The organism is Pseudoxanthomonas sacheonensis (assembly GCF_031455975.1).
Taxonomy (GTDB): Bacteria; Pseudomonadota; Gammaproteobacteria; order Xanthomonadales; family Xanthomonadaceae; genus Pseudoxanthomonas_A; species Pseudoxanthomonas_A sacheonensis_A.
Map to the genome: position 1 here is coordinate 977,774 of NZ_JAVDTT010000002.1, position 12,523 is coordinate 990,296.

Annotated in this window: 11 protein-coding genes; 6 read left to right on the forward strand and 5 right to left on the reverse strand. The window is 62.5% G+C overall.

What is annotated here, in order from left to right; genetic code table 11:
• Positions 1–49: 49 nt before the first annotated feature.
• From J2W94_RS11545 to J2W94_RS11555, 3 genes are all read left to right on the forward strand, one after another.
• On the forward strand, positions 50–544 hold the full coding sequence (locus J2W94_RS11545; RefSeq protein WP_310093369.1) for a hypothetical protein: 495 nt from the start codon (positions 50–52) through the stop codon (positions 542–544).
• 150 nt (positions 545–694) lie between these two features.
• Positions 695–1,726, forward strand: coding sequence for a GGDEF domain-containing protein (locus tag J2W94_RS11550; RefSeq protein ID WP_310093372.1), 1,032 nt, complete (start codon positions 695–697; stop codon positions 1,724–1,726).
• Between the two features lie 18 nt (positions 1,727–1,744).
• Positions 1,745–4,348: a putative peptide modification system cyclase gene (locus J2W94_RS11555; protein ID WP_310093375.1), complete on the forward strand. Its 2,604-nt coding sequence runs from the start codon at positions 1,745–1,747 to the stop codon at positions 4,346–4,348.
• On the opposite strand, the gene J2W94_RS11560 is transcribed toward J2W94_RS11555, so the two are convergent.
• Positions 4,303–4,638: an NHLP-related RiPP peptide gene (locus J2W94_RS11560; protein ID WP_310093376.1), complete on the reverse strand. Its 336-nt coding sequence runs from the start codon at positions 4,636–4,638 to the stop codon at positions 4,303–4,305. The genes J2W94_RS11555 and J2W94_RS11560 overlap by 46 nt on opposite strands.
• Positions 4,639–4,831: 193 nt before the next feature.
• On the reverse strand, positions 4,832–5,104 hold the full coding sequence (locus J2W94_RS18190) for an NHLP-related RiPP peptide (RefSeq protein WP_430540588.1): 273 nt from the start codon (positions 5,102–5,104) through the stop codon (positions 4,832–4,834).
• Positions 5,105–5,290: 186 nt separating this feature from the next.
• Between J2W94_RS18190 and J2W94_RS11565 the strand changes: the two genes are divergently transcribed.
• On the forward strand, positions 5,291–6,466 hold the full coding sequence (locus tag J2W94_RS11565; RefSeq protein ID WP_310093378.1) for a putative peptide maturation dehydrogenase: 1,176 nt from the start codon (positions 5,291–5,293) through the stop codon (positions 6,464–6,466).
• A gap of 180 nt (positions 6,467–6,646) precedes the next feature.
• On the opposite strand, the gene J2W94_RS11570 is transcribed toward J2W94_RS11565, so the two are convergent.
• From J2W94_RS11570 to ubiK, 3 genes are all read right to left on the reverse strand, one after another.
• Complete coding sequence (locus tag J2W94_RS11570) at positions 6,647–8,728, reverse strand: S9 family peptidase (RefSeq protein ID WP_310093380.1); 2,082 nt, start codon at positions 8,726–8,728, stop codon at positions 6,647–6,649.
• A 340-nt stretch (positions 8,729–9,068) separates the two neighbouring features.
• The gene (locus J2W94_RS11575) at positions 9,069–10,583 is read right to left on the reverse strand and encodes a YifB family Mg chelatase-like AAA ATPase (RefSeq protein WP_310093382.1); all 1,515 of its coding nucleotides are present in this window, start codon (positions 10,581–10,583) and stop codon (positions 9,069–9,071) included.
• 12 nt (positions 10,584–10,595) lie between these two features.
• On the reverse strand, positions 10,596–10,859 hold the full coding sequence (gene ubiK, locus J2W94_RS11580; protein ID WP_310093385.1) for a ubiquinone biosynthesis accessory factor UbiK: 264 nt from the start codon (positions 10,857–10,859) through the stop codon (positions 10,596–10,598).
• A 192-nt stretch (positions 10,860–11,051) separates the two neighbouring features.
• On the opposite strand from ubiK, the gene J2W94_RS11585 reads away from it, so the two are divergent.
• Both J2W94_RS11585 and J2W94_RS11590 read left to right on the forward strand, forming a co-directional pair.
• Positions 11,052–11,390, forward strand: a complete 339-nt coding sequence (locus J2W94_RS11585; RefSeq protein WP_310093387.1) for a P-II family nitrogen regulator — start codon at positions 11,052–11,054, stop codon at positions 11,388–11,390.
• 20 nt (positions 11,391–11,410) lie between these two features.
• The gene (locus J2W94_RS11590) at positions 11,411–12,517 is read left to right on the forward strand and encodes a serine hydrolase domain-containing protein (RefSeq protein WP_310093391.1); all 1,107 of its coding nucleotides are present in this window, start codon (positions 11,411–11,413) and stop codon (positions 12,515–12,517) included.
• Positions 12,518–12,523 lie beyond the last annotated feature (6 nt).

Below are 12,523 nucleotides of genomic sequence, written 5' to 3' on the forward strand. Positions count from 1 at the left end.
CCCACGGGCCGCTATGTTTGGCGGTTTACCAACGAGAGCAGGAGGAAACATGAGCTTGAAAATGAAAATGGCCGGATCGCTGTTGGCAGTACTAGTCCTCGCGGCCATGTCCGACTCCCAGGCCGGTACGATCAATACCAAGCAATCAGTCGGCGAGTTCGTCGCCCAGCAACAGAAAATCCGAAAAGACGTGCAGACCGAAGCGCGCGGTTGGGATGCGATCCCACAATCCAAGCGAGCTGAGCTCCTCGCCAAGCAGGACCAACTGTTCGCATTGCTGGAGGGCAAGCAGACGCTCGGCGATTTGAACGAGATGGAGCAGAAGGAAGTGGCCGACAAGGCCGAGTGGATCAGGAAGCTCGCCAACAACGCCGAAGAAGAGCGGCAGGTCTGCAGGCTGGAGCGCCCAACCGGAAGCAGGCGTGCCGTAACCGTATGCAGAACGGTGGCCGACATCAACAGAGAACGCGAGCGCGCCAAGAGCGGTTTCCGCCAGGGCACGCAATCAACCCGGACGCTGCCCTCAACGGGGGAGCGGCTCTGAGGCAGCAGGCTCATCCCGAAATTCCGTAGGGTCTTGGAGCACCCAAGGCCCTGCTATGTCCCCCTAGCCACACATCCGAATCCGGCCGTCACAGCACTTCCGGGCGCACTTTCTGATGATATCCTCCGGGTTCGCGAATTGGGGCGTGAGATGAACCCGGAGACCGCAGCGTTGGTCGCTGGCTACCCGCCAGTGCATCCGGCCGCAGAGGAACTGCCCAACGATCCGACCACTTCGGTGTTGTCGGCGGAAGAGTGCGAGCTTTTCGCACAGGTCGGCCGCGTGCGTGCGGTAACCGTGGGCGAGAGACTTTTCGCCCGCGGCGAGCTGGGTACCACCATGTTCGTCATCCTGCAGGGCGGAGTGGCGCTGGACTTCGGCGAAGACCTCAACGAAAAGCATCTGGGCGCGCGCGAATTCTTCGGCGAGTTGGGATTGCTGATCGGCGATCACGCGCGCACCGCGTCCGCAACGATCATCGCCGAGGGCGTGCTGCTGGAACTGCAGAGCCAGGAATTCCAGGTGCTGGTCGATCGCAATGCCGGGCTGGTTTCCCATTTCCTGCGTCGCGCCATCATGCGCGTGGTGTCCAACGAGCAGGGCCTGATCCACCGTCTGCGTCGCCGCAATCAGGAATTGCAGGCCGCGCTCGACAGCCTGCGGGTCACCTCGCACCGCCTGGACAAGAGCGAAGAACTCAACCGTACCGACGAACTGACTTCGTTGTACAACCGCCGCGGCCTGGCCATGTTCCTGGAGCAAGGGCGCAATAATGGCGGCTATCACGGCTATGGCCTGTTGCTGATCGATTGCGACCGTTTCAAGGACGTCAACGACCTGCATGGGCATCTGCTCGGCGACCGCGTACTGCAAAGCGTGGCCAACATCCTGCGCTCGCTGTCCGCTTCGCAGGATTTCGCGTGCCGGCTGGGTGGCGACGAATTCTGCCTACTGCTCAGGGCCCATAACCGCGAAGAGATGCTGCGCTATGCCGATTTCGTGGTCACCACCGCGCGCGCGCTGCAGCAGATGCAACCCTCGCCGCCGCTGATCACCACCCTGAGTGTCGGTGCCTGCCTGATCGATCCCAGCCGCGACTGGAACGACTGGTACGCGCAAGCCGACCAGGCGCTGTATCGCGCCAAGAGCGTCGGCGGCGACCGCGTCGAGTGGCAGGACTGAAGGTGGAGTCCTGACGGGATGAACGATATCGGCCGTCTCCCTCTCGAAGGTCCGCAACTGCGGACGCTGCTATTGACCGATCTTGTCGATTCCACGGGCTTAGTGGAACGTCTGGGCGATACGCCGGCTTCGGAACTGTTCCGCGAACACGATCGCCTGGTGCTGAAGCTGCAGCAGGAATGGCGCGGGCGTCTGATCGACCGTTCCGATGGGCTGTTGTTGCTGTTCGAGCGGCCCATCGACGGACTGGGTTTCGCGTTGGATTACACGCGCGGCCTGCGCGAGCTCGGTAAGGCGCGCGAGCTGGAGCTGCAGGCGCGCGCCGGCCTGCATGTGGGCGAGGTGCTGACCTGGAAGAACAGCGATGCGGCGGTGCTGGTCGGGGCCAAGCCGCTGGAAGTGGAAGGCCTGGCCAAGCCGATGGCTGCGCGCCTGATGACCTTGGCGCGCCCTGGCCAGATCCTGCTCTCGGCCGTGGCCGAATCGCTGACCCATCGCGCCGCGCGCGAGCTGGGCGAACGTGGGCAGAACCTGCTGTGGAAGTCCTACGGGCGCTGGCGTTTCAAAGGCGTGCCGGAAGCGCAGGAAATCTACGAAGTAGGCGAAGTCGGCATCGCTCCCCTGCGCTCGCCGTCCAGTATCGCCAAGGCCTGGCGCGACACGCCGCTGTGGCGGCGGCCGGCGGCGCTGGCGGTGGAGCTCCTGCTAGTGGCCGGCTTGGGCATCGGCGCCTGGTTCCTGACCAAGCCGCAGCCGGCCATCGCCTTCGCCGAGCGCGACTGGGTGGTAGTGGGCGATCTGCGCAACCTGACCGGCGAGAAGGTGCTGGACGATTCGCTGTCGCAGGCGTTCCGCATCAGTCTGGAGCAGTCCCGCTATGTCAATGTGTTGAGCGACATGAAGGCGCGCGACACGTTGGCGCGCATGCAGCGTAAGCCGGGGACTTTGCTGGACCGTTCGGTGGCGTCGGAGATCGCGCTGCGCGACGGCGTGAGGGCGGTGATTTTGCCGACGGTGTCGGAAGTGGGCGGGCGGGTGCGGGTCAGCGCGGAGGTCATCGATCCGCGTACGCAGACGACGGTGTATGCGGAAACGGCGGATGGTGTGGGCGCGGGAACAGCGTTGGATTCGATTGATACAGTCACAGCTAAACTTCGAGGAAAACTCGGAGAAGCCCTGGCTTCCATCGAAAAGGATTCCGAGCCGCTTCCGCAAGTAACTACCCGGAATCTCGATGCTCTGAGGGCTTATGCCTTAGGACAAAAGTCTTTCGCGCGTAGCCGGTATAAAGAAGCGCAGGATTTCTATGCGCGCGCAACGAAAATAGATCCAGAGTTCGCGTTGGCCTATATCGGCCTGTTGCGCGCACATAACGCGATTAACGACCTGTCAGGCGGCGTCCCATACCTTCGGACGGCATTGAAGCTGCGAGAGAGTCTGCCGCCACGAGACCAGCTGTACCTGGAAGCGTGGGCTGCCGAAGTGGACGACCCAGCAAGGGCGCTTGAAAAATGGCAACTGATGGCCAACCTCTATCCTGACTTCTTCCGCGCATCCGCCAATGTTGGCTACGCGTTGCATGGGCGCAATCGCTGTTCGGAAGGACAAAGTTTCGCCATTCGAGCGACGTCACCGAAGAGTGAATTTTCTTCTCTATCCTGGGATCTGGTGGGGCGACTAGCGTTATGCCTTGAGCAGTACGAAAAAGCCGAGCAGGCATTCCGAAAGGCTGGTGCGGCGGATGGCACTTCGGCCGCATTGCGGCTTGCGAATACCTATGCTTCGCAACGTCAGTTTTCTTTCGCAGAAAAGGCTTGGCCCAGGAATGCAGGTTCCGGCGTTCCATTCGATCTAGTAAGTATTTACCTGGACCAGGGTCGTTGGAAAGAAGCCCGCAAGGAAGCTGATGGACTAAAAGCACTTGCTGGCAATCGTTTATTGCGGGCGCGAGAGGCTACGTATCCACTCGCTGTTGTGCATTGGCTGGAGGGCGAATCTGAGGCATCTCTGAGTCTACTGAATTCGATTGTGGATGAATCCCTTGCCGCTGTTCCTGCGTCCCCGGCAAATTCCGAAGCGGTCGATGATATGTACTTGACTCTTTCTGCCGGTCTTCTCGCCCAGCGTATGGGCGATACTCGACTGGCACGTCGGATTATGCGGGCGTTGCAAGAGCGTCGGCAATTGCTTGAGGTTCCGCCGCTTGGGTCCCTTTACGTGGCGCTGAAAGCGAACGATCTGCGCATGGCTGGAAAGACCGATGCGGCCGTGAGCACGCTTGAAGCGACGGTGGATGGCAGCGAGCCGTTCCAGACTCACCAGGCTCTGCTCGAAGCTTATGCGGGGGCTGCGAAGAACGAAAAAGCGTTGAACGAGGCGGCCTGGCTTACCCGCAATCGTGGCCGCGCGTACAGCGAACTCGGTTGCTCCTGGTGCCAGCAGGCATTGAACGTAGCCGATACGACGCTCGCACACCTGCGCACGGCTGAACTTCAGGCGTCACTGGGACGCACTGAAAAGGCAAGGCAAGCGCTTGCGCAGTTTGACCGGCAGTGGCAAACCGCCGGTCTACCGGATCACTTGCGTGTGCGTCGCTCCGCACTGCTGGCTACATTTAACTGAATGGGGCTCTGCCCCAATCCTTTGGTCATCGAATCCAGTAACGCTGCACGAGCCTCGACGATGGCAGCCTTGGGGGCAATGCGATCAATCTTGCAGCAGTCATAGATCCGTTTGAGGCCGGTGCCCCCTTGGGGTTCTTTGTATCCGACGCTTGAAAGCGCAGCTTTTGGGTCTTTCTTGAACAGCCGGCGAAACTCGTTGTCCGTGCTCAGCTTGTCCAGCAGCTTGCCCGCGACCTTCGGATCCAGAGGCGCGGCCTTCCCCGACGCGCCCGTCTTCTTCGTTGCCATGTTGTTCCCCTTGCCAAGGCCCGTTGCAGGCCTGTCGGGCAACAATCTAGCCTTGTCCGTGTTTCTAAACAACCATAACTGTGGATTACGTCAAAAAAGAAAAGCACCACGAAGGTGCTTTTCTGGTCGGTCCTGTCAGATGCGACCGGGCGAAGAGATTGAATCTGCTGTTCGCGGAGCACTTGGACGTTGTCTATCTACGCAGTCTGGGAGAAGCGGAGGGAACGTTCAACTGAATGGGACTTTGCATGAGCCCAGAAGTCAGCATAGTCCTCAGTTCTGCCCTTGACCCCAAAATTTCAGCCTTGGAAGCTAGCTTTTGTATGCCCGTGAAGCAGTCCGCAGGCGAACCTTCAGATGCTGACTCAATGAAACCCACTTTTTGCAATGCTTGTCGCGGATCACTCTTGAAAAGCTGACGAAACATATCGTCCGTTCCCAGCAGCTCAAGCAGCCGGTCGGCCACTTACGGGTCGATACGTGCGGATGTCTTTTTTGACGATGGTGCCGTTGAGTCAAACTTGATAGCGTTCGCGTGCATGCTCAGCTCCTGTCTGTTGGGCGTTTCATTGGGGCGAGGAACAAGCTGGTTAACATGGCGAATTTGGCCTGTCAACGAATACCGTTCTAAAACTATCTGAGGTGTGCGCTGATGCGGATTCGTCGTTGTAAGGTCGTGTACTTGGAACCACGTGAGGCGGTCGAGTTTGACCTGGGTACATTACTAAAAGGTGGCAACGGACTAATTCGTGAGCGTCGCTGGGTGGCGCTTGCCCCGCATCTTGGGGAAGAGATCGAAGTCGACGCCGCCGAGCGCGAACTCCTCGGCATGCTGAGTCCGGATGAGTGGGTCGACAGTAATCAAGTCTCCGGAGAAGCGTCGGCTCTCAAGGAATTATTGAAGAGCGGGCTGGTAATCGGTTCGGGCAAAGCCCACATCGCCCACCGCGAACGCGACGAAGCGCTGCGTGAAGTGTACTGGCACCCGCTAGCCGCGACCCTGCATACCTTCACCCGCTGGCAGGAAGCCGACGCCGTGCAGGCGATGCAGGACACCGGCACCGAAACCGCGAGCGAACTGCGCCAGGTCCTCGGCGCGCCCCCGGTGGAAGCGATGGGCCGTGGCGACGAAGGTCAGCGCATCCCGCTGCCGCGGACCGCCCGCACCGACTTCGACCACCTCCTCGCGCGCCGCGCCACCTGCCGCAACTTCGATGCGGACCGGCCATTGCCGTACGCCCTGTTCGCACAACTCATCGAGCGCGTCTTTTCCGCCCAATCGCACGTGCGGGTCAGCGACGACACCGTCTTCCTCAAGAAAACCAGCCCTTCGGGCGGCGGCCTGCACCCAGTCGAGGCCTATCTCATCGTGCAGAACGTCGAAGGTCTCGCGCCCGGCCTGTACCACTACCACTCCACCACGCACGCGCTGGAACCGTTGCCGTGGCCCGAGCAACCTCTACGCGACCTGGCCATGCAGGCCGTCGCCCAGCAGGACTGGTTCGCCAACGCGCACGTCATGGTGTTGATGGCGCCGCGCTACGACCGCTCCTTCTGGAAATACCGCAATCACGCCAAGGCCTATCGGGCCATTACGCTGGAAGCGGGGCATCTATCGCAGACCTTGTACCTGTCCGCCACCGAGGCCGGCCTGGGCGCCTACATCACCTGCGCTATCAACGAAGTGCCGCTGGAGCAGGTATTCGGCCTGAACCCCATCAGCGAAGGAGCGCTGGCGATCTGCGGCTTCGGCTGGCGTGGCGAGGAGATGGTGACGATGGAGCTGGACCCGGCGGGCGAGGTATGGCGGATCGAGGAATCATCGTAGGAAGTCCGGCAACCTATGGACACGCCGGTTGTCAGGGCGGGCATGCCAAGAAGACTTTTTCGGAGTGTTTCGCCACAAGCCATCGTCGGAGCCCACATTCGACCTGGCAGAAATTTCTCCCAGCAACAGTTCCCTCGTCATCCCTGCCTGAGCAGGGATGACGACCAAAGTGAAGCGCTGTTACTTCTTGATTTCCTGCTTGTGCGTCTTCAGCGCCTCCGCCAATCCCGGCACGCCGTCCGCGCCGGTCGGCACACTGATGCTGGAACCTTCGAAATCGTTGCCGATCGGTTCCGCGCGCCCACCCAGGCACTGGCCGAGAAAGCCTTCCGCGACCGCATTGAAGGCTTTGCTATTGGCCGGCCGGGCGAAGCCATGGCCTTCGTCGGGGAACAGCACATAGGTGACCGGGATGTTCTTGGCCTTCATCGCATTGACGATCTGGTCGGCCTCGGCCTGCTTCACGCGCGGGTCGTTGGCGCCTTGGCCGATCAGCAGTGGTTTGGTGATCTTATCGGCGCGAGTCAACGGCGAACGCTCCACCAGCCATTTCTTGCCGTCCTCGGTACGCGGATCGCCCATGCGTTTGGCCAGCTGCTCGTAGAAACTGGCCCAGTACGCAGGCACCGTGCTCAGCAGCGTGTTGAGATTGGACGGACCCACGATGTCCACACCGCACTTGAACGCATCTGGTGTGAAGGTGACGCCGACCAACGTGGCGTAACCGCCATAGCTGCCGCCCATGATGGCGACCTGGTCCGGCGTGGTGACGCCTTCCTTCACCGCCCACTGCACCGCGTCCAGCAGATCGTCGTGCATCTTCGCCGCCCATTCGCCGTTGCCGGCGTTGGTGAACGCCTTGCCGAAGCCGGTGGAGCCGCGATAATTCACCTGCAGCACCGCATAGCCGCGATTGGCCAGCCACTGCGGGGTGCCGCTGTAACCGTAGCCGTCGCGCGCCCACGGACCGCCGTGGACCATCAGCACCATCGGCACCGCGGCATCGGCCTTGCCATCGCCGTTGGCGTCGGCGCTCTTGGGCAGGGTCAGGTAACTGACCAGGGTCAGGCCGTCGCGCGATTTGATTTCCTGCGGCCATTGCGGAACCAGCGGCTTACCATCCAGCGCCGGACGCGCGGAGAACAGCTTGGTCAGCTTGCCGTCGCCGCCGCGGTCGTAGCGGTAATACACGACCGGCGCTTCCGCCGCCGAATACGCCACGATCCAGGTCTTGTCGTCGTAGGTGCGGGCGTTGACGCCGACCTCACCCGGCCCGATCGCTTCCAGCTTCTTCAGATCGGCGGCGATGCCGGCGTCCAGCGGCGACCACTGCTCGCGCAAATAATCGACCGCGACCGCCTGCACCACGCCGGTCTGGGGGTCGGCCAGCGAATTGCCCACATCGGCGCGTTTGTCCTCGAACACCAGGGTTTTCTTGCCGCTGGCGACATCGATTGCGTATAGCGCCGCGGTGTTGCGGCCGCGCGAGTCGACCATGTACAGCGTCTTGCCGTCGGTGGTCAGTCCGGCGGGCTGAGTGGAAAGCGAATCCTCGAACGGGATGTCGTCGTACTTCTTCCAACCGCCCTTGCCGTCGGACTGAAGCACGTCCTGGCCGCCGTCGGGACGCGACTTGGTCGCGTAGCGTAGGTTGTAATCGTCGTCGACCAGGTAGCCGCCGATCTCGTCCTCGTTCTTTTCCACCAGCGTGCGTTTACCGGTGGCCAGGTCCACGCGATAGAGGTCGTGCCACTTGGGGTCGCGGTCGTTCATGCCGACCAGGATCGACTCCGGGTGCGCGTGACTGGTGCCGGCCACCTGTGCGGTGGTCTTCGGAAACGGCGTGAGGTCGGTAGCCTTGCCGGTGGCGACATCCACGCTGAAAAGATGGAAATCCTCATCGCCGCCGCTGTCGCGCAGGTACAGCAGAGTGTCGGGCTGGTACGACCAGAAATAATTGCGGATACCGCGCGCCTTGTCGCTGGTCACCGCGCGCGCCTTGGAAGGCTCGGCTGCGGGAGCGACCCACACGTTCATCACGCCGTCGACCGGCGCCAGCCAGCTCAGGGTCTTACCGTCGGGACTGATCAGCACGCTCGAGCGTTCGGGGTTGCCGAACAAGGCATCGCGCGGAATCAGCTCGGTGCCAGCGATCCGTTGCGCGGCGGTCGCCTTGTCCTGGGCCAGCGCGGTGGAAATGGAAAGCGACAGCAGCAGAGCGGTAGCGGGGAACAGGAAGCGCTGGGCGGGTTTGTTCGACATCTGACGGCTCTCCAAAAGCGAGGGTAGAGGTGCGGATGGCGAGCATCCGGCAGGCGTGGTTAAAGCGGGGTGGCGATGGGCAATACGCGGGGCAGTGGAGCATGCGGCGGTGGCTGGCGCATGTGACGCAAGGCAGGGGGTGTGCTCTGCCCCCTCCCTTGTGCGCAGCACAGGGGAGGGTTGGGGAGGGGTGCTTTTGATCTTGATCTGTTTCTCAGGGGATAGAGCTGATCAAGCGAAGGGCAGGTGCGGAGGGTTGTTCGCGAAGAGCACCCCTCCCCAACTCTCCCTGCGCCCCGAAGGAAGTCCCCTTTGGGGGCTTCGCAAGGGAGGGGCAGAGCTACGCTGCGCTTTGGATCGCACCACGATCCACGCGCCGGTAACCCAGCGCCTCGGTCAGGTGCGCCGTGCCGATCTTCTGTTCGCCGGCCAGATCGGCGATGGTGCGCGCCACCCGCAGGATGCGGTGCATGGAGCGCGCCGAGAGCTGCAGGCGCTCGATCGCGCGCTCAAGCAGCGCCTGATCGCGGTCTTCCAGGCGGCAGAAAGCCATGGTTTCGGATTGCCCGAGTTGTGCATTGGCCTTGCCCGCGCGCGCATGCTGGAGCGTGCGCGCGGCTTCCACGCGCAGCCGCACCGCAAGGGTGGGTTCGCCCGTGGGCGCGTCCGGGCGCAGGTCCTGCGGCGGCAGCCGCGGTACTTCGATATGCAGATCGATACGGTCCATCAGCGGGCCGGAAATTTTGGCGCGGTAACGGCGGACATTCTCCGGACTGCAGCGGCAGCGTCCCGACGGATCGCCGGCCCAGCCGCAGGGGCAGGGATTCATCGCTGCGACCAGTTGGAAACGCGCGGGGAATTCCGAACTGCGCGCCGCGCGCGAAACGGTGACGGTTCCCGATTCCAACGGCTCGCGCAGAACTTCCAGCGCCTTGCGATCCCACTCCGGCAATTCGTCGAGGAATAAGACTCCGTTGTGGCTGAGCGAAATCTCGCCGGGTCGCGGATCCGCTCCGCCGCCCACCAAGGCAACGGCGCTGGCGGTGTGATGCGGCGAACGGTATGGGCGTTGCCGCCAGCGGGCCGGATCCAGTCCGCGTCCGCTCACCGAGGCGATTGCCGCGGTCTCCAGCGCTTCGGCCTCGCTCGCTTCAGGCAACAACCCCGGTAAGCGCGACGCGAGCAAGGTCTTGCCGCAACCCGGAGTGCCGATCAGCAGGAGATGATGATTTCCGGCCGCCGCCACTTCCAATGCGCGGCGCGCATGCAATTGCCCGCGCACGTCGGCCATGTCGGGAATCAGACTGGGTTGTGGGCAGGGCGCTACGGCGAAGGGTAGCTGTTTGGTGCGGTTCAACGCCGCGCAGACTTCCAGCAGGGTGCGCGCCGTATAGGCCTCCACTTCTCGCGCCAAGGCGGCTTCCGCGCCGCTGCCCAAGGGCACGATGAGCTTGCGGCCAGCCCGCGCCGCCGCCAACGCGGCGGGCAGGATGCCGTCGACAGCACGCAGTTCGCCGGTTAGTCCCAGTTCGCCCAGGAATTCGTATTCGTTCAGCGCATTACGATCGATCTGACCGCTGGCGGCCAGGATGCCAAGCGCAATGGGAAGATCGAAACGCCCGCCATCCTTGGGCAGGTCCGCAGGGGCCAAATTCACGGTGATGCGGCGTGCGGGGAACTCGAATTGCGCGCAGAGGATGGCAGCGCGCACGCGGTCGCGGGATTCGCGCACCGCTGCTTCGGGCAGGCCCACGATATGCGTCTGCGGCAGGCCGCCGGACAGGTGCACTTCCACCCGTACCGGAGGCGCGGACACGCCGGCGCGTGCACGGCTGTGCACCAGCGCAAGACTCATGGCGGCGGGCGCTTAGTGCTGCGGAGGTTGCGGAGAAGCGGGGATCTCCAGCGCGGCGACCGCGCGCTCCAGCGCTTCGAGCTTTTCGCGGGTGCGCAGCAGCACCGCGCGCTGCACGTCGAACTCCTCGCGCGTCACCAGATCCAGTTTGGACAGGCCCGATTGCAGGGCGCTCTTGAAGGTCTGCTGCAGTTCTTCCTGCGATTCGCGCAGGCCTGGCGGCACCAGGTCGCTAAGGCGGCGGGCGAGGTCGTCGATGGTGTTGAGGTCGATCATGTAGGTTTCTCCGGCTGTGGGGGCAGCCTGAACGTATCGCCGCTACCGCGCCATCGGTTTTGTCTGCGGCGCGGCGTCAGTTTATCCCGACGCCGGGTGAGGATCGCATTGAATCCGACCGTCCCGCGGCCCGCAAGCAGGGCCCGCTGAACCGGGATATCCTTCGGTCAGACTTCTGGAGGCAATACACGCATGAAAATGATCATGGCCATCATCAAGCCGTTCAAGCTGGACGACGTGCGCGAAGCCCTGGCCGAGGCGGGCATCACCGGCATCACGGTCACCGAGGTAAAGGGTTTCGGCCGCCAGAAGGGGCATACCGAGCTCTACCGCGGCGCCGAGTATGTGGTGGATTTCCTACCCAAGGTGAAGGTGGAAGTGGCGGTCTCCGACGACCAGGTCGACAAAGTGACGGAAGCCATCGTCAAAGCCGCCGGCACCGGCAAGATCGGAGATGGCAAGGTGTTCGTGTATTCGTTGGATCGGGTGGTGCGGATCAGGACCGGCGAATTGGATTCGGACGCTTTGTGAGGAGTTCTTTCTCGCTCCGAATGCCGTTCTCCGCCATCGGTGTTCTGATTGCCTTCGCGATGACGAGCACCGCCATCGCTGCGGTGGCGGCGACGCCACAGGACGAATTGATTGCCCTAGCTGAATTGAACGGTTTTGCGCTCGGACTCGAGCAGGCGAATCAATTTTCAGGAGTGGTCCTGGTCGCAAGAGACGGTCGAATTCTCTTCGAGAAAGCCTATGGAAAGATCGACGAGAAGAAGGATGTTCCGACAACGCCTGATACCCGTTTCAATCTTGCCTCGGCGGGCAAGATGTTCGCAGCCGTCGCCGTGCTGCAGCAGGTAGCATTGGGGCGGCTCACGCTCGATACCACCGTGGGTGATGTGTTGAAGGACTACCCCAACAAGACCTTCGCAACGACGGTGACCGTGCGGCATCTGCTGACCCACACTGCCGGCGCGGGTGACATTGATCTGTTCGGTGTCGAAAATGCCGGGAAACGAGAGCAAGCGCGTAGCGTTACCGACATGCTGGCCATGCATGGCGATCGCCCGCCGGCATTCACGCCTGGGTCGAAACAGGAGTACGGGAACTTCGGCCATGTCGTGCTCGGACGCATGGTCGAGGTGCTTTCAGGGGAGGATTACGAGGGCTATCTGCAGCGACACATCTTCATCCCCGCCGGCATGTTGCGCACCGGTGCCGTCGATTGTGTCGACCAGGCGCCGGACATTGCCCGTGGCTATACAACAGTCAACGGGGAGCGAGCCTCGAACTGCCTGACCCAACCCCCCCGTGGTTTCCCCGCAGGCGGGCAACTGTCGACGGCCGGCGACATGTTCCGCTTCGTTCAGGCGTTGCAAGCCGGCAAGCTGCTGCCGCTTTCGTTGTTCGAACAGGCCGTCAGTAGCCAGCGCGAGTTCATGGGGCTCGGCTTCTTCGCAACGGGCTATGGCCCTGGGATACCGGATCGCGACTTCCGCTGGGGCCATGGCGGCAGCAGTGATGGCGTCTGCACCGATGTCAGGACCTACCCGAAGACCGGAGAGACGATTGTTGTCCTGGCCAATGTGGATGCTCCGGCCTGTTTCCCAGTGTCGAACTTCCTCCACGAGCAGTGGAACAAAAGAATCGCGGCGAAGTAGTCGGCC

Bases quoted from the DNA above. Each gene is read 5' to 3' on its own strand.
- J2W94_RS11545 (WP_310093369.1), top strand. From the start codon at position 50: ATGAGCTTGAAAATGAAAATGGCCGGATCGCTGTTGGCAGTACTAGTC.
- J2W94_RS11550 (WP_310093372.1), top strand. From the start codon at position 695: ATGAACCCGGAGACCGCAGCGTTGGTCGCTGGCTACCCGCCAGTGCAT.
- J2W94_RS11555 (WP_310093375.1), top strand. From the start codon at position 1,745: ATGAACGATATCGGCCGTCTCCCTCTCGAAGGTCCGCAACTGCGGACG.
- J2W94_RS11560 (WP_310093376.1), bottom strand. From the start codon at position 4,638: ATGGCAACGAAGAAGACGGGCGCGTCGGGGAAGGCCGCGCCTCTGGAT.
- J2W94_RS11565 (WP_310093378.1), top strand. From the start codon at position 5,291: ATGCGGATTCGTCGTTGTAAGGTCGTGTACTTGGAACCACGTGAGGCG.
- J2W94_RS11570 (WP_310093380.1), bottom strand. From the start codon at position 8,728: ATGTCGAACAAACCCGCCCAGCGCTTCCTGTTCCCCGCTACCGCTCTG.
- J2W94_RS11575 (WP_310093382.1), bottom strand. From the start codon at position 10,583: ATGAGTCTTGCGCTGGTGCACAGCCGTGCACGCGCCGGCGTGTCCGCG.
- ubiK (WP_310093385.1), bottom strand. From the start codon at position 10,859: ATGATCGACCTCAACACCATCGACGACCTCGCCCGCCGCCTTAGCGAC.
- J2W94_RS11585 (WP_310093387.1), top strand. From the start codon at position 11,052: ATGAAAATGATCATGGCCATCATCAAGCCGTTCAAGCTGGACGACGTG.
- J2W94_RS11590 (WP_310093391.1), top strand. From the start codon at position 11,411: ATGCCGTTCTCCGCCATCGGTGTTCTGATTGCCTTCGCGATGACGAGC.